The following is a 20,230-nucleotide window of genomic DNA, read 5'->3' as shown; positions in this document are numbered from 1 at the left end:
TTTTGACCCAGGCTTGCCTGGGGAAAACCATTACGTAATCACTCCGCAACTGCACCGCAAGCACACCAATGCGGCGCCGCGCTGGGCGCTCGACACTGTGCTTTCGCACATCCGTTTCAACTACAAGAAAGAGACAATGGACACCCTTACCAAACATCCCCTGGCCCGCACAGCGCTCTGGGCGTTGATCGCCCTAGCCGGCGCCGGCGCCCTGGCCACCATCGCGCTGCACCGCGGCGAAACCATCAACGCCCTCTGGGTGGTGGTGGCGGCACTGGCGGTCTACCTGATCGCCTACCGCTTCTACAGCCAGTTCATCGCCAAGCATGTGCTGTCGCTGGACGCGAACCGCGCCACGCCGGCCATGCGGCACAACGACGGGCTGGACTATGTGCCGACCAACAAGTTCGTGCTGTTCGGCCACCACTTCGCGGCGATTGCCGGCGCCGGCCCGCTGGTCGGCCCGGTGCTGGCGGCGCAAATGGGCTACCTGCCCGGCATGCTGTGGATCTTGGCTGGCGTGGTGTTTGCCGGCGCGGTGCAGGACTTCATCGTGCTGTTCATCTCGACGCGGCGCGACGGCCGTTCCCTCGGCGACCTGATCAAGTCGGAACTCGGGCCGATACCCGGCGTCATCGCCCTGTTTGGCACCTTCATGATCATGGTCATCATCCTGGCAGTGCTGGCGCTGATTGTGGTCAAGGCGCTGGCCGACAGCCCCTGGGGCACGTTCACCGTGGCAGCCACCATTCCGCTGGCGCTGTTCATGGGCATCTACACCCGCTACATCCGGCCCGGCAAGATCGGCGAGGTGTCGGTGATCGGCGTGGTGTTCCTGATCCTCTCCATCGTCATGGGCGGCCAGGTGGCGCAGAGCGCCGAGTGGGCGCCGCTGTTCACCTTCGACGGCAAGCAGCTGACCTGGATGCTGATCGGCTACGGCTTCGTGGCATCGGTGTTGCCGGTGTGGCTGCTGCTGGCGCCGCGCGACTATTTGTCAACCTTCTTGAAGATCGGCGCCATCGTGGCGCTGGCCATCGGCATCGTGCTGGTGGCGCCGGATCTGAAGATGCCATCCACCACGCGCTTCATCGATGGCAGCGGTCCGGTCTGGGCGGGCAGCCTGTTCCCCTTCCTGTTCATCACCATCGCCTGCGGCGCGGTGTCGGGCTTCCATGCGTTGATTTCGTCGGGCACCACGCCCAAGCTGATCGAGAACGAGGCGCATGCCCGCTTCATCGGCTACGGTGCGATGCTGATGGAGTCCTTCGTCGCCATCATGGCGCTGGTGGCCGCGTCCATCATCGAGCCCGGCGTCTACTTCGCGATGAACAGCCCGCTGGCCGTGCTCGGCCCCACGGCCGAAAGCGCTGCGCAAGTGATCTCGCAATGGGGCTTTGTGGTGACGCCCGACATGCTGCTGCAGACCGCCAAGGACGTGGGCGAAACCACCATCATTGCCCGCGCCGGCGGCGCCCCCACCCTGGCGGTCGGCATGGCGCATATCTTTTCGCAGATGCTGGGCGGCAAGGCCATGATGGGCTTCTGGTACCACTTCGCCATCCTGTTCGAAGCGCTGTTCATCTTGACGGCGGTGGACGCCGGCACCCGTGCCGGCCGCTTCATGCTGCAAGACTTGCTGGGCACTTTTGTGCCAGCGTTGAAGAAGACGGATTCGTGGATCAGCAACGGCCTGGCCACCGGCTTGTGCGTCGCCGCCTGGGGCTACTTTTTGTACCAGGGCGTGGTCGATCCGTTGGGTGGCATCAACACGCTGTGGCCGCTGTTCGGTATCTCCAACCAGATGCTGGCCAGCGTGGCGCTGATCCTGGGCACCGTGGTGCTGTTCAAGATGAAGCGCGAGCGCTTCGCTTGGGTCACGCTGCTGCCCACCGCCTGGCTGCTGGCCTGCACCATGACCGCCGGCTGGCAAAAGGTGTTCCACGCCAATCCGAGAATCGGCTTCCTGGCCCATGCCGACAAGTACCAGGCTGCCCTGGACAAGGGCGAGCTATTGGCGCCCGCCAAGTCGCTACTGCAGATGCAGCGCGTGGTCTTCAACGACTACCTGGACGCAGGCCTGTGCGTGTTCTTCATGTTCGTGGTGATCAGCGTGCTGGTGTTCGGCATCCGCGCCTGCCTGGTGGCCCGGCGGAGCCATAAGCCCACGGTGCAGGAAGCCGGCGGCTCCTTGCTGACGGCGTGAGGCGGCCGTGCTGAAGGAAATCGCCAGCCTGGGTCAATCTGTCGGCAGCTATCTGGGCCAGACCGCCCGCCTGATGGTCGGCGTGCCCAACTACGACACCTACGTCGCCCACCAGCGGCGTGAGCACCCGGACCAACCGGTGATGGGCTACGAGGCCTTTTTCCGCGAACGGCAGGAGGCGCGCTACGGTGGCAAGGGGCGCATCGGGCGCTGCTGCTGAGGGGAATAGTGGGCTAGGTGTTGTGTAAATGCAAATAGTTTGTATTTGCATTAGTAGAATTAGGGATAACCCGGTTTTTCTACTTTTGGACTTGCACCGCACCATGCCCCGCTCTTTTCCCTTGCGCCATCTGCCCTTCCTTTTGTCTCTTGCTTACGGTAGCCACGCTGCCGTGGCGCAGGACGCTCAGCCCGCCCAGCCTGCCGATGCGCCTGCTCTCAGCCCCGTCACCGTGCGGGCCGCCACCGCCCAGGGCTTTGTGCCCAATACGGTAGAGGCCGGCAGCTTCCGCGGTTCGGACATCATGGATGTGCCGTCTACCGTCAACGTCGTCACCCGCGAAGTGCTGGAGCTGCAGGGCGCGGCTGGCCTGTACGACGCGCTGCGCAACACCGCGGGTGTGACGCGCCAGCAGAACGGCGGCGAAACCTGGGACCAGCTGGTGATCCGCGGCATGGGTGTGGAAAACCGCACCAACTACCGGCTCAACGGCTCCATGCCGGTGCTCAACTTCTCGCAGATCCCGATGGAGAACAAGGAGCGCGTCGAAGTGCTGAAGGGCGCCTCGGCGCTGTACTACGGCTTTACCTCGCCGGCCGGCATCGTCAACCTGGTGACCAAGCGCGCCGGCGCCCAGCCGGTAACCTCGCTCGGCCTGGTGGTCGACCAATACGGCAAGGCGCTGGCCAGCGTCGACGTGGGCCGGCGCCTGGGCGACGAGCAGCAGTACGGCCTGCGCGTCAACGCCGCCGGCGGTGCCCTGGGCTCGTACCTGGACGGCGCGGGCAACGGCGGGCGCAGCTTTGCATCCGCCGCCTTCGACTGGCGCGTCACCAGCCGCCTGAGCCTGAAGGCCGACCTGGACTACGACCACCGCAAGACCACCGAGCAGGTGGGCGTGGCCCTGCGCACCGCGGTCAACGGCGTCATCACCTTGCCGAACCCGGTGGATGCCCAGAAGCTGGTCGGCCCCGACTGGTCGACCTTCGACGCCGACACCCGCAACGCCCAGCTGCGCGCCGACTACGCCCTGAGCGACAACTGGGCGCTGACGGTAGAGGCCGGCCAGTCGCACGTGGAGCGCGGCCGCCAGCTGGCGATCTTCAGCTTTGCCAACGATGCCGGCGTGGCCTCGGGCGCGGGCAGCATCCGCGGCAATATCCAGAACCTGGAGGCGCAGACCGACCTGCTGCGCGCCGAGCTGTTCGGCAGCTTTGCCACCTTCGGCATCCAGCACGGCCTGACCTTGGGCGCAACCCGCACCCGCTTCAGCCAGAGCCCGATCTACCAGCAAAACTACACCATCGCCTCGCAGAACCTGTACAACCCGCTGCCCATCACCACGGTGACCTTTGGCGCGGTGCCGACCACGGCCACCACCGCCGCGCTGGACACGCAGGACACCGGCTTGTACGCGCTGGACCAGCTGCAGCTGTCCAGCCAGTGGCAGCTGATGCTGGGCCTGCGCCACAGCCGCTACCAAAGCGACCAGGGCAGCGCCCACTACGACGCCAGCAAGACCACGCCGATGGCGGCCCTGGTCTACAAGCTGTCGCCCGCCGTGTCGCTCTACACCTCGTATGCCAACGGGCTGGAGCAGGGCGACACCGCGCCCACCGGCACCGCCAACGTGGGCGAGCGCATGGCACCGGGCGTCAGCAAGCAAAAAGAGATGGGCATGCGCTGGCGCACGCCGGGCGGCACGCTGCTGTCGACCGCGCTGTTCAATATCAGCCGCCCCGGCTACTACACCAACAGCAGCAATGTCTACACGGCCGACGGCCGGCAGAACTACACCGGCGTGGAGCTGTCTACCCAGGGCCAGTTAACAAAGCAGCTGTCCTGGCAGACCTCGGCCCAATGGCTGGACGCCGAGTTCCGCAACATCAACGCCAGCTACAACGGCAAGAGCCCGGAAAACACCGCCAAGCAGACCGGCAGCGTGTTCCTGTCGTATGCGCTGGCCAGCCTGCCCGGCCTGTCGGTCAACGGCGGCGCCTACTACACCGGCCGCCGCCCGGTGAACGACCTGAACCAGGCCTGGTTGGGCGGCGTCACCCTGTACAGCCTGGGCGCGCGCTACGCCACCCGCCTGGCCGGCTACCAGACGACCTGGCAGCTGAACGTAGACAACGTGGCCGACAAGGAATACTGGGCCGCTGGCGGCACCCGCCTGGCCGCTGGCGCGCCGCGCACGGCCAAGCTGACGTTTAAACTCGATTTATAAGAAATAGGCTGCCAGCGCAGGTTCTACCTGCGCTGGCAGCTATAAATTCAGGAGCAAGCTACTCCTCGCTAGTCCACTCCACCTGCGCACCCAGGCTGCGCAGGTTCTCCACAAAGCCCGGGTGCGCGCGGCGGATCGGCGTGGCGTTGCGGATCTCCGACCGGCCATTCACGCTGGCGGCGACCATGAACAGCGCGATCGCCACCCGGATGATGTACGGGCTCTCGACCACCGCCGGCGTCAGCGGGCTACCGCCAAAGCTGACGATGCGGTGCGGGTCCGACTGGTACACATGGGCGCCGAATTTTGAGAGCTCGGTGGTCCAGCCCATGGCGCCGTCGTACACCTTGTTCCAGAACATCGCATTGCCCTGGGCCTGCACGCCGAGTGCCACAAAGATCGGCAGCAGGTCCACCGGGAAGTAAGGCCAGGGCGCGGCCTCCACCTTGGTCAGCACATTGCTGGTGAACGGTGTTTGTACCTTCAGCGCGCCAGGGCAGTCGGCACGCGACCAGCCGTTTTCATGCGTGATGTGCACGCCGAACTTGGCAAAGGTGCGGTCGATCAGCGGAAAGTTCTCCGGCGCGCTGTTGCGCACCACCACGTCGCCGCCGGTGATCGCGCCCAGCGCCAAGAAAGTGGTGATCTCGTGGAAGTCTTCGTCAAAGCGGTACTCGCCGCCGCCCAGCGTGCCGCCGCCGTGCACCGTCACGCGCGAGGTACCCATGCCCTCGATCTTCACGCCAATCATCTGCATGAAGCGGCAGAACTCCTGCACATGCGGCTCGGATGCGGCGTTGGTCAGCGTGGATACACCACCGGCCGAAGCTGCGCACAGCACGAAGTTTTCGGTAGTGGTGACGGACGCGTAGTCCAGCCAGTGGTCAGTCGGCGTCAGCGGGCCGCGGCAGCGCACCAGCAGCGAACCTTCGCTGCGCTCCACCAGGCCGCCGAACTGGCGGAACACGTCGATGTGCGGATCGATCTCGCGCACGCCCAGCGTGCAGCCCTTGACGTTGTCCTCCAGCCGCGCCACGCCAAAGCGCGCCAGCAGCGGCGGCACCAGCATGATGGACGAACGCATCTCTTCCGGCAGCCGGTGCCGCGCCGCGTCGAACACGGTCTCGCGGTGGTGCAGCTCCAGCGTGCCGGTAGCAAAGTCCATCTGCACCTCGCTGCCCAGCAGGCGGAAGATGTCCAGGATCTTGCGCACATCGGTGATGTCCGGCACGCCGAGCAGCCGCAGCGGCTCGTAGGTCAGCAACGTGGCGCAGAGTACCGGCAGCACGGCGTTCTTGTTGGCAGAAGGGGTGATGCGGCCGCGCAAAGGCGTGCCGCCGTGGACGATGAGGTTGGACATGGGCAGGGAGTAGAAGAGGTACGGGGAGGGCCGGCGAATTATCTATGCGCGGGGCCGGGAACACGTAACCAAACTGCAGTCAGCGCCAAGCGTGGTTTCCCGTAATAAATGGCCGTAAGGCTTATGAATTAAGCGGAGGAAGCTTCGTTTTATATAGCGAATAAGGCGACATTTTGTCACCTGCTGTCACCCGCGACCTAACCCATGGGGGCATGGTTGAGATGAGGGGCTTGACCGGGCTTGCCGAGGCATGCCTTCTCGATGGGAGGGCTCAGCGTGACCTGCGCCGCCACGCTTTCATACTTGAAGCGAACCTCGGAAGCCCCGAGCAGCGTAGTACGACTGTGCGCCGTTGTGGTACGTGAACACCTTGCCATAGCGGCGGTCGCAAAACAGAGCACCACCGAGTGACCTAAGGTCAGAGGGTGTCTTGATCCAGCTGGAAGTCTTGGTATCGAACTCGCCCAAGCTCTGCAGCTCTCGGTATTGGTCTTCAGTCAGAAGTTCGATGCCCATCTCAGCAGCCAGTTCCGCCGCGCTGTTTTCGGGCCTGTTCTCCTTCCTCGACTCGCGAGCCTCAGCGTCGTAGCAAGTGCTTCTGCGCCCGACGGGACTTTCTGGCGAGCAATCACTAAAGATGAAGTGGTTGGACTGTTTCGCCCTTCCAATGACATCCGGCTCGCCACCCGTGGCCTCCATGTCTCTTAGTGATCTCATCGCACCAAGATTTCCTTCGAGCTTCGCTTGCACCTCTGCCCACGCGATTCCGGCATGCCGGCACATGTTCTTCTCGAAACGAGCTTCCAGCACTTTGAGTAGCTCGGTACGTTCCTGTGCCTTCATGGTCTTGGTCATAGCGGTGATTTCACAATCGGTTAGAGAACAACACAGTTGATACTGGCTTCGAACGTTTGACATGAGACGTGGCGTCCGGCTCGCCGGGTGATGGCCCGCCGATGGAGGGGGTGGGCCTCTCGTTCATTGTGCTCATTGATTCACGAGCACACCGAAGCCTGCCAGTTGGCGTCGGAGCGATGACGGACCATCTGTGCCAAAGAACAGCATTGCGTTTAGTCCGGCTGCCTTTGCAGCTTCGACGTTTTCCGGTCGGTCGTCTAGAAACAGCACCGCGCTTGCTTCGCAACCAAGTTGGTTAACGACCCTATGAAAGAAACTGAGCTTGGGTTTGGCTGCACCGACAAAGCACGAATAGAACTCGGTGTCGAACAGAGACCTGTAGTTCAGGCCTTCAGACATGTGCCGTGCGCGAAGGGTTTGTTGATTGCTACCGATGTGGCATTGAAGGCCCGAGCGGCGAATGGTTTGAACCGTTTGCAGGATGTCGTGGTGAACTTCGATAGACAGAAGAACGTTCAGCGTCTCAGAGAGGAAACTGGAGCGTCCCCACTTTGCAAGTACAGCTTCTAGCCGTTCTAGGAAGCCGGTTTCTGCTTCGAGTACTTCTGTTTCGGCTTCAAAGATGTCGTCTAAGACTGCCTTGGCCTGTGACGCATCTTCGAGCCCAAGCACTGACTGCAGCGCCGGCTGCCAGTGCTGGGTTGCGTATTGGATAACGCCATCAGCATCAAAGAGTATGTGTTTTATGGTCATGGCAACACTCTGGGACTGGGCCGGACGGGCAAAGACGCTCAACGTAATGGGGGGCGAAAGACTTGCGGATTAAAAAGTTACTTCCGTAACGATTGGCCATTCAAATCTCCGGAAACTATTCTGCAGGCTGGATTTTCGGGAAATATCCGAATATCAAAATTTAGTCAAACCCCACATAGCTTGGACGGCCATGTTATCCGTCGAATGTAAGCCTGTTGTATCCCGAAAAAATGGAATCCGTGCGAGACATGATCCGGGGGGAATAGCCTGTGGCACGGCACTTTTCCGACCATCATCACCCGCGCACACGTCCCTCAGGAATCACCAACGGCGTCCCCGACACCGGGTCTTCGATGATCCGACACTGCAGATCAAACACCTGCTCGACCAGCGCCGCGGTGACGATCTCCTTTGGTGCGCCCTGGGCCACCAGTTTCCCTTGGCGCAGGACTACCAGGTGGTCCGCGTAGCGGCAGGCGTGGTTCAGGTCGTGCAGCACGGCGACCAAGGTGCGGCCTTGCTGGCGGTTCAGGTCGCGGAAGAGTTCCAACAGGTCGATCTGGTGCGCCAGGTCCAGGTAGGTGGTGGGCTCGTCTAGCAGCAGCAACTGGGTGTCTTGCGCCAGCACCATGGCCACCCAGACGCGCTGGCGCTGGCCGCCGGAGAGTTCATCCACCAGCCGGTCGGCCAGGTCTTCGATGGCGGTGGCGCGCAGGGCCTGGGCGACGATGCGGTCGTCCTCGGCCGTCCAGCCGCCGAACAGGCTTTGGTGCGGATGGCGTCCGCGCGCCACCAGCTCGGCCACGCGTATGCCTTCGGGGGCGATGGCGGTTTGCGGCAGCAAGCCCAGGCGGCGCGCCACTTCACGCGTGGGGTAGCTGCCGATCAGCGCGCCGTCCAGATACACCTGGCCGGCCTGCGGTGTGCGCAGCCGCGCCAGGGCTTTCAGCAGCGTGGATTTGCCGCAGGCGTTCGGGCCGACGATGACGGTGAAGGCGCCATCGGGAATCGCCACGCTCAGGTGCTCGGCCACGCGCGTGTCGCCATAGGCCAGGGTCAGATCTTCGCCACGGAGGCGGGAGGCAGAAGGTGTTTGCATAAGCTCAAAGATCGTGGCTTCGCCATTCGCGGGCTAGTAAATAAGTTAGGTAAGCCCCGCCCAGTGCGCTCGTGACTAGGCCGACAGGGATCTGGAACGGCGCCAGCACCAGCCGCGCCAGCAGGTCGGCACTGGCGCACAGCACGGCGCCCATCAGTGCGGCGGCCCACAGGCCAATGCCCGGCGCCCGGCACAGGCGGCGTGCGAGTTGCGGCGCAGCCAGGGCGATGAAGCCGATGGGGCCGGCGCAGGCGATGGCCAGCGCGGTCAGGCCCACGGCCACCAGGGTGAGATAGGCGTGGCTGCGGCCTACGTTCAGGCCCAGGCTGGTGGCCAGCTCGTCGCCCATCTCCAGCAGGCGCAGTCGCGGGCCGAGCAGCCAGGCCAGCGGTAGCAGCAGGGTGCAGCCCAGGCCCAGGCGTTGGGCCTGCAGCCAGCCGCTGCCCTGCAGGCTGCCGTGCAGCCACATCTTGGCGGCAAGGGCCTGGTCCAGCTCGGCGCGGGTCAGCAGGAAATCGTTGACCGAGGCCAGCATCGCCGCGATCGCCAGGCCGATCAGCACCAGCCGCTGCCCGTGCATGCCGCGCTGCAGGCTGAACAGATAGACCAACGCCACCGTGGCCAAACCGCCGACCAGTGCGCCCAATGGCACGTTCAGCGCCTGGTCGCCGAGCCACAGAATCATGACGAGTGCACCGGTAGCCGAGCCGGTGGTCAGGCCGATGATGTCCGGGCTGGCCAGCGGGTTGCGCGACAGGCTTTGGAAGATGGCGCCGGCCGTCGCCAGTGCTGCGCCCGCGCCGAGCGCCACCAGCGCGCGCGGCAGGCGCAGGTCGATCAGCACCATGCGGCCCATGTCTTCACCGCCGCCCCACAAGGTGGCGAAGAAACGACCCCAGGCCAGCTCGTAACTTCCTAGGCGCAGGCCGAGCAGGGTGACGGCCAGGCCGGCGACCAGCAATGTCGCCAGCACGACGCGGGTGCGGCGGTGCGCGAGTTCGGCCCAGATGCCGCTGCTTAAATTGAGCTTCATACCGCGCTCCCGCGGCGGCTGCGCTGCACCAGGGCCAGCAGCACCGGCGCGCCTATGAAGGCTGTGACGATGCCGACCTCGATCTCGCTGGGCACGGCGATGAGACGGCCGACGATGTCGCTGCCCAGCACCAGCACCGGCCCGGCCAGCAGGCCGTAGGGCAGTATCCAGCGCCAATGCGGCCCGACCAGCAGGCGCAGCGCATGCGGAATCACCAGGCCGACAAAGGCAATCGGCCCGGCGGCGGCCGTGGCCGCGCCGCACAGCAGGGCGATGGCGATAAAGCTCCAGATGCGCACCGGCTTCAGCCGCAGGCCTAGCGCCTGGCCGAACTCGTCGCCCAGGGCGATGGCATCCAGCGCGCGCGCCTGCCACAGCGCGATGGTGATGCCGGCCAGCACCAGCGGCAGCATGGGCCACAGCACGTCGGCATTGCGGCCATCGAGTGCGCCCACTACCCAGAAGCGGTAAGCGTCAAAGGTGTTGCTGTCGAACAAGGTGATGATGCCGGTGCACGAGCCCAGGCTGGCGCTGATGGCCATGCCCGCCAGCAGCAGGCGCACGCGTTGCGCACTGGGCGCGGCGCCGCTGCTCAGCACATACACGCCCACCGCCGCCAGCATGGCGCCCAGCAGCGCGAAGCCCACGTAGCCGATGTAGCTGCCGATGCCCAGCACCGACATGGCCAGCACCACCGCCAGCGCGGCACCGGCGTTGATGCCCAGCAGGCCCGGGTCGGCCAGCGGATTGCGCGTCAGCGCCTGCATCAGGCCGCCGGCGACTCCAAGTGCTGCACCCACGGCCAGGCCGAGCGCGGTGCGCGGCATGCGCATCTGCCAGACGATGGCGGACTCGACGCTGCCGTCCGGCTGCCACATCAGCTGCCAGAGCCTGGCCAACGGAATCGGGCGCGAGCCGAATGAAATGCTCGCCAGCACAAGCCCTAACAGGGCGGCCAGCAACAGCATCAGGCCCAGGCCCCGGGCGGCGCGGCGGGCCGGGGTGGTGGAGGGAAAGACGGTCATGGATTGGGCAATGCAGTGGTTGCGGTACGCGCCAGCGCACTCAGCACGGTGCGCGCGGCCAGCGGGCCGGCGTTCAGATAAAACGGGTCTAGCCCCACGCGCACCGCATGGCCTTGCGCGGCGCCGCGCAGCCGCGGCCACAGCGGGGAGCCGGTCAGGCCGGGCAGGGACTTGTCGCGCGCGGCATAGAAGATCCAGTCGGCATCGGCCTGGTCGAGCAGCTCGCCGCTGATGTCCTGCGAATTGCCGACGAAGCGTTGGCTGGGCGGGCGCTGCAGGCCAGCGTCTTCGGCGATGCTGCCGGTAAATGAGCGCACGCCCATGATGCGGTTGCGCTGCGCGTTGGCCTGCACGAAGGACACGCTGGGGGCTGTATCCGCAGGCCAATGCTGTGCCAGGGCGCCGGCATCGGAGTGGTATTGCTTGAGCCAGGCGCGGGCCTGCTCGCTGCGGCCCAGGGCGTCGGCCAGCAACAGAAAGTCGATCTTCCAGTTCACGCCGTTGCCGCGCGTGACCACCGTGGGCGCGATGCGCTGGTACAGAGCGTGCATCTGCGGCGTCAGCATGGCCTTGTTGACCAGGATCAGGTCCGGGCGCAGGGCGGCCAGCACTTCCAGGTCGGGAGCGCTGCGCACGCCCAGGTCGGCGGTGCGGCGCATGGCGGCCTGCTGGCTGGCAAAGCCCTGGGCCAGGTAGTCGGCATACAGCCGGCCCTGGTCGTCGCGGGTGGTGCCCACCGGCACCAGGCCCAGGGTCAGCAGGCCGTCGTTCTGGCCGGTGGACAGCACGGCGACCCGCAGCGGTTGCCTGACCAGCACGGTCTTGCCTTGGTAATGCGCGACGGTGCGCGGGAACACGCCGTCCGCCGCACCGCTGCCCAGGTCGGCGGCCAGCTTGCGCGGGGCGGCAGGCTTGGCCGGGGCCTTGTTGGCTGCGCCCGCACCTGCTGCCAGCCCGCAGAGCAGCAAGGCCAGGATGCTGCGGCGGCAGCGGTAAAAGGTCATGCTGGAAATCTCAAATGCAAATGGTAATAAGAATTGATTGTAATTGGATCGTTGCCATTTGTTGGATGTGCCCCGCAGGCAAAATGCCGGCATGACGAACAAGAAAACCCTGCTGCTGGTCGATGGCTCCAGCTACCTGTACCGTGCCTTTTTTGCCGGCGGCGAAACCATGAGCACCACCTTGCCCGACGGCACGGTGCAAAAAACCGGTGCCATCCGCATCATCATCAACATGATGAACAGCCTGCGCAAAGAGGTGCAGGCCGACTACGCCGTGTGCGTATTCGACGCCAAGGGCCCCACCTTCCGCGACGAGTGGTATCCCGCCTACAAGGCCACGCGCAGCCCCATGCCGGACGACTTGCGCACGCAGATCGAGCCAGTGCACGACGTTATCCGTTTCATGGGCTGGCCGGTGGTGGCCGTGCCCGGCGTGGAGGCCGACGACGTGATCGGCACGCTGGCCCGGGTGGCGGGAGACCAGGGTATCGAGGTGGTGGTGTCCAGCGGCGACAAGGACCTGAGCCAGTTGGTGAACGAGCATGTGACCATCATCGACACCATGAACGGCAAGCGCCGCGACGTGGCCGGGGTGACCGAGGAGTTCGGCGTGCCGCCCAGCCTGATGGTCGACTACCAGACCCTGGTGGGCGACACCGTGGACAACGTGCCTGGCGTGCCCAAGGTGGGCCCCAAGACGGCGGCCAAGTGGCTGATGGAATACGGCTCACTCGACGCGCTGATGGCCCGCGCCAGCGAGATCAAGGGCGTGGCCGGCGAGAACCTGCGCAACGCCGTGGACTGGCTGCCGCAGGGCCGGCGCCTGGTCACCATCAAGACCGACTGCGAACTGGCGGGCTATATCGACGGCCTGCCTGCTATGGATTCGATAGCTTTCGGCGCACAGGATACGGTCGCTCTGAAGGCTTTTTACGAAAAATTTGGTTTCAAGGGCCTGGCCAAAGCGCTGGATGGCGCGGCGGCCGCAGAACCCGTCGCCACTGCCGAGAAAACGCCCAAGGCCACCACGCCAAAAGCGTCCGAGCCCGGCCTATTCGACGACCCGGTGGAGCCCGCGGCCTCCGCCCGCACGCCGGGTTTTGAGACCATCCTGACCTGGGAGGCCTTCGATGCCTGGCTGGCCAAGCTGGAGGCTGCCGAGCTGGTGGCACTGGACACCGAAACCAACTCGTTGGATGAAATGGTCGCCGAGATCGTCGGCATCAGCTTCAGCGTGACGCTGGGCGAGGCTGCCTACATCCCGGTGGCGCATAACTACCCCGACGCGCCCGCCCAACTGCCGCGCGACGAGGTGCTGGCCAAGCTCAAGCCCTGGCTGGAGAACCCGGCCAAGCTGAAGCTCGGCCAGCACATCAAGTACGACCGCCATGTGTTCGCCAACCACGGCATCGAAGTGCAGGGCTATGCCCACGACACCATGCTGCAAAGCTATGTGCTGGAGGTGCACAAACCGCATGGCCTGAGCAGCCTGGCTGAGCGGCACTTGGGCCGTAGCGGCATCAGCTTTGAAGACCTGTGCGGCAAGGGTGTGCACCAGCTCACCATCAACCAGGTGGACGTGGAAAAAACCTCTGAGTACGCCTGCGAAGACGTGGACATGACGCTGGAAGTGCACCGCGTGCTGTGGCCGCAGCTGCAGGCGGTCAAAGAGCTGGCGTTCATCTACCAACTGGAGATCGACAGCAGCGAGGCGCTGTACCGGATAGAGCGCAACGGCGTGCTGATCGACGCGGCCACGCTGGCCAACCAAAGCCATGCCCTGGGCCAGCGCATCGTGCAGCTGGAGGCCGAGGCCTACGAGATTGCGGGCCAGCCCTTCAACCTGAGCAGCCCCAAGCAGCTGGGCGAAATTTTCTTCGACAAACTGGGCATGCCGGTGGTCAAGAAAACCGCCACCGGTGCCCGCAGCACCGACGAAGAAGTGCTGGAAAAGCTGGCCGAGGACTACCCCTTGCCGGCCAAGCTGCTGGAGCACCGCAGCCTGTCCAAGCTCAAAGGCACCTACACCGACAAGCTGGCCCTGCTGATCTTGCCGCGCAGTGGCCGGGTGCATACCCACTATGCGCAGGCGGTGGCGGTGACCGGGCGGCTCAGCAGCAACGACCCGAATCTGCAGAACATCCCTATCCGCACCCCCGAAGGTCGGCGTGTGCGCGAAGCCTTTGTGGCCGCACCGGGCAATGTGATCGCCAGCGCCGACTATTCGCAAATCGAGCTGCGCATCATGGCCCACATCAGCGGCGACGTGGCTTTACTGCGGGCCTTTACCAACGGGCTGGACGTGCACCGGGCCACGGCCGCGGAGGTGTTTGGCGTGACGGTGGAACAGGTGACCAGCGAGCAGCGCCGCTATGCCAAGGTGATCAACTTCGGCCTGATCTACGGCATGAGCGCCTATGGCCTGGCACGCAACCTGAACATTGACAACACCGCGGCCAAGAACTACATCGCCCGCTACTTTGACCGCTACCCTGGCGTCAAAACCTATATGGAAACCACCCGCGAACTGGCCAAGCAGCAGGGTTATGTGGAAACCGTGTTTGGCCGTCGCCTTCAGCTGGCCGGCATACAGAATGCCAAGGGTGCGCAACTGGCCGGCCTGGAGCGCGCGGCCATCAACGCGCCGATGCAGGGCACAGCCGCAGACCTGATCAAGCTCAGCATGGTCGCCGTGCAAAAAGCGCTGGACGCAGAAAACCGTGCCACCAAAATGATCATGCAGGTGCACGATGAACTGGTGTTCGAAGTACCCGAGGCCGAGGTCGAATGGCTGCGCACAGAGATCCCGCGCCTGATGGCCGGCGTGGCCGATCTGAAGGTGCCGCTGCTGGCCGAGGTGGGTGTCGGGCCGAACTGGGACAAAGCCCACTGATCGAATGATGATGCTGCGGTTTCGATAGCGGCTACCGCAGGTGTTATATGCGTGGACGGCCTAAAAGGCCTAAACCCTACTGACTTCGAATTGTTGCCGCCCGCTGTTTTTTGCGCGGTACAGGGCCGTGTCGGCGGCGTCTACCAATGTCTCGGGCGGGCGCTCGGGCTGGGGCACGGTGTAGGCGATGCCTATGCTCAGCGTCACATGGCCGGCGGTGGGCGAGCGCGGGTGCGGAATCCGCTCCTGCGCCAGTGCCTCCATGCAGTGCTGGGCCACCAGGCGGGCGGCTTCGCGGTCGGTGTTCGGCAGCAGCAGCACGAACTCTTCACCGCCATAACGGGCCACCAGCTCGCCAGCGCGGCGCACGCAGCTGGCCAGCAGCTCGGCCACGCGGCGTAGGCAGGCATCGCCGGCCAGGTGCCCGTAGTGGTCGTTGTAGAGCTTGAAGTGGTCGATGTCGATCAGCAGCAGTGCCAGGGTCTCGTGCTGGCGCGCGCAGCGCAGCCATTCGGTGGCCAGCACTTCGTCGAAATGCCGGCGGTTGGCGATGCCGGTCAGGCCGTCGGTGGCCGACAGCAGGGCCAGCCGCTGGTTGGCCAGCTCCAGGGCCTGGCGCTGTTGCACCAGCTCGGTGATGTCCAGCCGCACGGCGACGATGTGGCCGGACGGCGTGCGGGTTTCGTAGGCGTGCATCCACAGGCCATTGGGGTAGCCGCGCACCTCGGGCAGGCAGCGCTTGCCGCGCTGGGCCAAATGCTGGGCCAGCCAGGCTTCCTCGTTGCCCATGGCGTCGGGCGGAAAGCCTTGTCGCAGGCCGATGCGCAGCAGCGCCTCGTAGGTCTGGCCGCGGCCTTCTTCCAGCGAAAACCAGGGCCGCAGCTGGCCCATCTGGTGGTTGAAGTAGACCAGCCGGTCGTGCTCGTCGAACAACTCCATGCCGATGGGCATGGCCTCCAGCGCCTCATACAGCTGGGACTGGGCGCGCTGGGTTTGCAGCCGGGCCTGCTCCAGCGCGCGTTCCTTGCGTATCGCATCGGTGATGTCGGCGCGCAGCACCACCGTGCAGCCGTCGGACAGGCGGCGCTGGCTGATCCGTATCCAGCGGTCGTTGGGCAGCTCCTGGGTGTAGGGCGCACCGGGTGTGCGGTAGATGGCCAGCCGCTTCTGGACCCAGCTTTCTCTGCCCCCCGACTCGGGTATTTCGCCCAGCGCGATGGCGTGGCGCAGCAGCGCTTCGAATGTGATGCCGGGCTGCATGAACGCGGCCGTGCGCGGCAGCAGGCTGCGGCAGCGCTGGTTGACCAAAACCAGACGTTCCTGGTCATCGAACAGCGCAAAGGTGGCGTCGTCGGGCAGGATGTCCAGCGCCTCGCCCAGTTGGGCGCCTATGCTTTGCTGGTGGTGGTACAGCCGGGCCGTGTCGCGCTGCGCCAGCCACCAGGCCACTGCGATGGTGGCCAGCGCGGCTTGCAGCAGCACCAGCGGCCAGCCCAGCGGCTGGCTGGCGAGCAGCCCGACCAGTGCGGCTTCGGCGGCGACCAGCGCGCCGATCGCCAGCCAGGTGGGCCATGTGCGGAGAGTCCGGGGTACTTCCATTCGCTAAGCCCATCATGTGTAAAGGCTGCAAGGCCCCGTGTGTAGCGGGTTGTTTTGTAAAGTCTAGCAGCGCCTGCAGCCGCTGTGAGCAGTTCCGCAGAGCTTATTGCCGGCAATGCACACGGTGCCGCGGCGGGCGAGGCGGGGTTAAGAACGTGTTCAAGGTCTTTTCGGGGCCGCGTTGGGGTGCAATCGGGATGAGTTGGTTGTCGGAGACCGCAGCATGGGCTCCCTGCCCATGCAAGGGCTACGGCAGACAAATCGCCCGATTTCACCCCAACCCGAAGGGCAGGCACCTTTTCGGGCGCTCTGCGTCGTTACAAAACCAGCCAAGGCATCAGCCTTGGCTTGGGTTTTGCGCCTAGCAGAGCATCCCGAAAAGATACCTGCGCGGCCCCGAAAAGACCTTGAACACGTTCTAAGATCAATACCTTCTGGCGCCCTGTTGGCGGGGTCGCTAAGGTCGGTTCATTCTTTATAACTTTTCAACCACTCCGCGTATATTTGGCGGGCGTAAGTAGCTATGACTTTGGTAGCAATATTGCTGGGCACGCTGTGCGCCGGTATCGGCAGCGTCTGGGTGGCTGCCATGCTGAGTTTCGGGATTCTGGCGCGGTACACCCAGCACATGCTGAGTCTGGCTGCCGGCGCCTTGCTGGCCACCGCCTTCATGCACCTGCTGCCCGAGGCTTTTGAAAGCCAGTCCAGCGCCCAGGAACTGTTTGGCACCTTGCTGGTCGGGCTGGTGTTCTTTTTCCTGCTCGACAAGGCCGAGCTCTGGCACCACGGCCACGAGCACCACCAGGGGCCACAGGCCGATACGCACGCCGATGCGCATGCCGGGCATGACCACGAACACCATCACCATGGCCACGCCCATGGGCCGCGCCAGGGCGGTAGCTGGGCGGTGTTGACCGGCGACAGCGTGCACGCCTTTGGCGACGGCATCCTGATTGCATCGGCCTTTATTGCCGACATGCGCTTGGGCTTTGTGGCAGCGCTGGCGGTGCTGGTGCACGAGGTGCCGCACCACATGGGCGATCTGGTGGTGCTGCGCGGCAGCTCCAGCAACCGCCGGGCGGCCCTGGTCAAGGTGTCATTGGCCGGCGCGGTAACCGCCCTGGGCGGCATGGTGGGCTATGCGCTGGTCGACATGCTGCACGACTGGCTGCCGTACTTTCTGGTGGTGGCTTCCAGCAGCTTTATTTATGTGGCACTGGCGGATCTGATTCCCCAGCTGCAAAAGCGCTTGAGCGCACGTGAAACCGCCGCCCAGATCGCCTGGCTGCTGCTGGGGATTGGCCTGGTGACCCTGGTCAGCGGCCTGGCCCACGGGCATTAAAGAGGCGGGAAGGGCGCCGGTACTAGCAGCAGGCGCAGCCCGCCCGGTGGCTCAGGCGCTTGTAGTTGCTCTCCACGCTTTGCGCATGGGCGCTGGTGGCCCGGCGGGGTTCGGCGCTGCTGAGTGTCAGGAGCCGGGCTGCAACCAGGCCACAGCCCGGGCAGTTCAGCGGCTCGTTGCGCTGGCCCAGGCTGCGAAAGGCTTCAAAGCTGCCGCAGGCAGTGCAGTCGTAGTCGTAGGTGGGCATGGGTAGGGCTTCTCAGGGTGTGCCGTTGCGGCCATGCAGGCGGAAGCCGGGGCGCAGGCTCAGGCGGTCGTAATAGGTATGCACCGCGGGCAGCTCGGGCCGATCGATCGGGGCCATGCACCAGCGGTGGGTAGACAGGCCGAGCACGATGTCGGCCAGTGTGAAGTCGGCGCCGGTCGCATAAGCGCCGGTTTTCTGCAGCTGGCCTTCGAGCATCTGCATGTGGCGGTTCCAACTCTGCGTGCTGGCGGCAATCGCTGCCGGGTCGGTATGGGCCGGGCTGTGCCGCACCAAGGCCATGAACGCGTAGCGCCAGGCGTTGTTCAGCTCGCTGGCCTGCCAATCCATCCACTGCTCGACCAGGGCCCGCAGCTGCGGCGCGGTCGGCAGCAGGTCGGTGCGCCCGTGTTGTGTGGCCAGGTAGCGGCAGATGGCGTTCGACTCCCACAGCACAAAGTCGCCATCGCGGATGACGGGCACCATGGCGTTCGGGTTCAGAGCGCGGAACTCGGGCGTATCGGTGGATTGGAAGCCCGTGCCCCATTCCTGCTGCGCGTACGGCAGCTCCATCTCAGCGCACAGCCACAGCACTTTGCGGACGTTGATGGAGGGCGATTTGCCCAGCAGCTGCAGCATGGTGGTGGGCAGCTGTTTAGCGCGGCGCGTAGCCGATCACCCGCCATTTTCCATCGGCTTCACGCACGGTGGTGACGAGTTCTTCCACGCCTTTTTTCTCGGTGAAGTCGGTCTGGAAAATGGCCGTCACATATTCGCCATCGGGCCGGCCGGGCAGCGTGGTTTTGTAGACCACGTCGGAGGCGGTGCGGCTTTGGTAGCCGCCGAAGGGTTTGCGCACGCTGGGAATGCTGTCCATCCACTGGCCGATCTGCACCATGTTGCGGAAGATCTGGCTGGAGGCCTCGTAGGCGCCACCCCAGTTGCCCTGGTCCAGCATGGTCAGCCAGGCGGCTGCGGCGAGCTGGCCTTCGGCCTTTTTGGCGGTAATTTCGGGCGTGGCTGCTGCTGCGGCTGGGGCTGCCGGAGCTGCTGTTTGGGCGCCAGCGGTGGCAGAAAACAGCAGGGCGGATGCGGCCAGGCACACGGCGATGGGCGTGAGTTTCAACAAGTTCATGGGTGTGTTCCGGTGGCAGTAAGTCGAAAGAGTGTAGGCGCTGCCAAGCTGCGGGCCGCACAGCGCCAGGCTGCGCAACGCCCGCCCGCTGGGGCATGCCGACCAGTTTTACATTTATTTGCGCGGCGGGGCCAGGCGCTCAGCCCGGTGCGGGGATTTTTTGCCCCGTGGACGAGCCGGTCAAACTCTGTGCGGGCCGGCGCAGGCTGGCATCGAAGGGGTGGATTTTGGGGCTGATGCTGGCGGCTTCGCGCTTCAGCAGCTCGACCACGGTGGGCATGCGGTCGGCGTTCAGGCGGTCGGCGATCGTGCCCACGCTCAGGGCCGCCACGGCGCGGCCTTCGCGGTCGCAGATCGGCACGGCCACGCCGGCCATGCCTTCTAGCAAGCCGGTATTGCGGCCCGCATAGCCGAGCTGGCGTACGCGCTCGATCTCGGTACGCAGATACACCTCGTCGTACACGCCGTACTCGCGCACCCGCGACAGGTTGAAACGGATCACCTCTTCGCGCTCGGCTTCGGGCAGAAATGCCAGGATGGCCAGCGCGCCCTGGCCCACGCCCAGGGCGATGCGGCCGCCCACGTCGCCGGTGAACGAGCGGATCGGGAACGGGCCTTCGCTGCGGTCCAGGCAGACCGCGTCAAAGCCGCTGCGGGCCAGCAGAAAGATGCTGTCGCCCAGGCTGGCGCACAGGCGCAGCAGCACCGGGCGGCACAGCGTGCGCAGGTCGCCGGGGTTGCCGGCATGCGCGGCCAGCGCAAAGAAGTCGATGCTGAGCCGGTACAGCTTGCTGCGTTCGTCCTGCTCGACCATGCCTTCTGCCACCAGCGACTGCAGCAAACGGTGCGTGGTGGCCTGCGTCAGCCCCACGGCGCGCGCCAATTGGGTGACGCGCCCGCCTTCGGCCTGCACTGCCGTCAGCGCCCGGATGACGGCAAAGACCCGCGGCACCCCGCCAGTGGCGGTTGAAGGGGTTTCCATAGCACTCTCCTGCGGAATAATTTTCTGTGAGCTTATCTTAAATATTCCATTAAATGGAATAAATTGAAGAAAAATTCTGATTAATGGAATACCCGCTGAAAGTTGGTTTGCTTATTGCAATAGAGTGAATTGATATTGCCAAACAATCCGAAGCGAATGGCTGGTCGCACCACCCGGGTGCGCCAGTCCGCAGATCTGGCGTTCAGCGGGGCTCCGCAAGGCCCCGGCTCCTTGTGAACCGAGAAGAAAG

At 64.8% G+C, this 20,230-nt stretch carries 17 protein-coding genes; 5 read left to right on the top strand and 12 right to left on the bottom strand.

Annotated elements, in window-relative coordinates; translation table 11 throughout:
* Nucleotides 1-136 precede the first annotated feature (136 nt).
* From BLT66_RS12310 to BLT66_RS12300, 3 genes are all read left to right on the top strand, one after another.
* Complete coding sequence (locus BLT66_RS12310) at nt 137-2,206, top strand: carbon starvation CstA family protein (RefSeq protein ID WP_092758435.1); 2,070 nt, start codon at nt 137-139, stop codon at nt 2,204-2,206.
* A 7-nt stretch (nt 2,207-2,213) separates the two neighbouring features.
* Nucleotides 2,214-2,426 (top strand): YbdD/YjiX family protein, encoded by a 213-nt coding sequence (locus BLT66_RS12305; protein ID WP_092758012.1) that lies wholly within the window; start codon nt 2,214-2,216, stop codon nt 2,424-2,426.
* A 103-nt stretch (nt 2,427-2,529) separates the two neighbouring features.
* Nucleotides 2,530-4,653, top strand: a complete 2,124-nt coding sequence (locus BLT66_RS12300; protein ID WP_092758434.1) for a TonB-dependent siderophore receptor — start codon at nt 2,530-2,532, stop codon at nt 4,651-4,653.
* 58 nt (nt 4,654-4,711) lie between these two features.
* Here the strand turns inward: BLT66_RS12300 and BLT66_RS12295 are convergent, their stop codons facing one another.
* From BLT66_RS12295 to BLT66_RS12265, 7 genes are all read right to left on the bottom strand, one after another.
* Nucleotides 4,712-6,013 (bottom strand): UDP-N-acetylglucosamine 1-carboxyvinyltransferase, encoded by a 1,302-nt coding sequence (locus BLT66_RS12295; RefSeq protein WP_092758011.1) that lies wholly within the window; start codon nt 6,011-6,013, stop codon nt 4,712-4,714.
* 297 nt (nt 6,014-6,310) lie between these two features.
* Entirely contained in the window at nt 6,311-6,868 is a 558-nt protein-coding gene (locus tag BLT66_RS12290; RefSeq protein ID WP_255406887.1) for a DUF4256 domain-containing protein, read from the bottom strand.
* A 132-nt stretch (nt 6,869-7,000) separates the two neighbouring features.
* Nucleotides 7,001-7,624 carry an HAD family hydrolase gene (locus BLT66_RS12285; RefSeq protein WP_143029212.1) on the bottom strand — a complete coding sequence of 208 codons (624 nt, stop codon included), beginning with the start codon at nt 7,622-7,624 and terminating at the stop codon, nt 7,001-7,003.
* 295 nt (nt 7,625-7,919) lie between these two features.
* On the bottom strand, nt 7,920-8,723 hold the full coding sequence (locus tag BLT66_RS12280; RefSeq protein ID WP_092758009.1) for an ABC transporter ATP-binding protein: 804 nt from the start codon (nt 8,721-8,723) through the stop codon (nt 7,920-7,922).
* Nucleotides 8,724-8,727: 4 nt separating this feature from the next.
* Nucleotides 8,728-9,756: a FecCD family ABC transporter permease gene (locus tag BLT66_RS12275; protein ID WP_092758008.1), complete on the bottom strand. Its 1,029-nt coding sequence runs from the start codon at nt 9,754-9,756 to the stop codon at nt 8,728-8,730.
* Complete coding sequence (locus BLT66_RS12270) at nt 9,753-10,781, bottom strand: FecCD family ABC transporter permease (protein ID WP_092758007.1); 1,029 nt, start codon at nt 10,779-10,781, stop codon at nt 9,753-9,755. Before BLT66_RS12270 ends, BLT66_RS12275 begins: the two co-directional genes overlap by 4 nt.
* On the bottom strand, nt 10,778-11,785 hold the full coding sequence (locus BLT66_RS12265; protein ID WP_176955040.1) for an iron-siderophore ABC transporter substrate-binding protein: 1,008 nt from the start codon (nt 11,783-11,785) through the stop codon (nt 10,778-10,780). Before BLT66_RS12265 ends, BLT66_RS12270 begins: the two co-directional genes overlap by 4 nt.
* A gap of 91 nt (nt 11,786-11,876) precedes the next feature.
* Here BLT66_RS12265 and polA point away from each other — a divergent pair, with 91 nt between their 5' ends.
* Entirely contained in the window at nt 11,877-14,678 is a 2,802-nt protein-coding gene (gene polA, locus BLT66_RS12260; RefSeq protein WP_092758005.1) for a DNA polymerase I, read from the top strand.
* Between the two features lie 69 nt (nt 14,679-14,747).
* On the opposite strand, the gene BLT66_RS12255 is transcribed toward polA, so the two are convergent.
* Nucleotides 14,748-16,277 carry a GGDEF domain-containing protein gene (locus tag BLT66_RS12255; RefSeq protein ID WP_092758004.1) on the bottom strand — a complete coding sequence of 510 codons (1,530 nt, stop codon included), beginning with the start codon at nt 16,275-16,277 and terminating at the stop codon, nt 14,748-14,750.
* A 523-nt stretch (nt 16,278-16,800) separates the two neighbouring features.
* Here BLT66_RS12255 and BLT66_RS12250 point away from each other — a divergent pair.
* Nucleotides 16,801-17,619 carry a ZIP family metal transporter gene (locus BLT66_RS12250; protein WP_092758003.1) on the top strand — a complete coding sequence of 273 codons (819 nt, stop codon included), beginning with the start codon at nt 16,801-16,803 and terminating at the stop codon, nt 17,617-17,619.
* Nucleotides 17,620-17,641: 22 nt separating this feature from the next.
* On the opposite strand, the gene BLT66_RS12245 is transcribed toward BLT66_RS12250, so the two are convergent.
* From BLT66_RS12245 to BLT66_RS12230, 4 genes are all read right to left on the bottom strand, one after another.
* On the bottom strand, nt 17,642-17,866 hold the full coding sequence (locus tag BLT66_RS12245; RefSeq protein ID WP_092758002.1) for an FmdB family zinc ribbon protein: 225 nt from the start codon (nt 17,864-17,866) through the stop codon (nt 17,642-17,644).
* A gap of 12 nt (nt 17,867-17,878) precedes the next feature.
* Nucleotides 17,879-18,502 (bottom strand): glutathione S-transferase family protein, encoded by a 624-nt coding sequence (locus BLT66_RS12240; RefSeq protein WP_092758001.1) that lies wholly within the window; start codon nt 18,500-18,502, stop codon nt 17,879-17,881.
* Between the two features lie 16 nt (nt 18,503-18,518).
* Nucleotides 18,519-18,998 (bottom strand): DUF4019 domain-containing protein, encoded by a 480-nt coding sequence (locus BLT66_RS12235; protein ID WP_092758000.1) that lies wholly within the window; start codon nt 18,996-18,998, stop codon nt 18,519-18,521.
* A 139-nt stretch (nt 18,999-19,137) separates the two neighbouring features.
* Nucleotides 19,138-19,980 carry an IclR family transcriptional regulator gene (locus BLT66_RS12230; RefSeq protein ID WP_092757999.1) on the bottom strand — a complete coding sequence of 281 codons (843 nt, stop codon included), beginning with the start codon at nt 19,978-19,980 and terminating at the stop codon, nt 19,138-19,140.
* Nucleotides 19,981-20,230 lie beyond the last annotated feature (250 nt).

Source organism: Rhodoferax sp. OV413, from assembly GCF_900104385.1.
GTDB lineage: Bacteria > Pseudomonadota > Gammaproteobacteria > Burkholderiales > Burkholderiaceae_C > Rhodoferax_B.
This window is presented reverse-complemented; position numbering and strand designations above follow the sequence as displayed.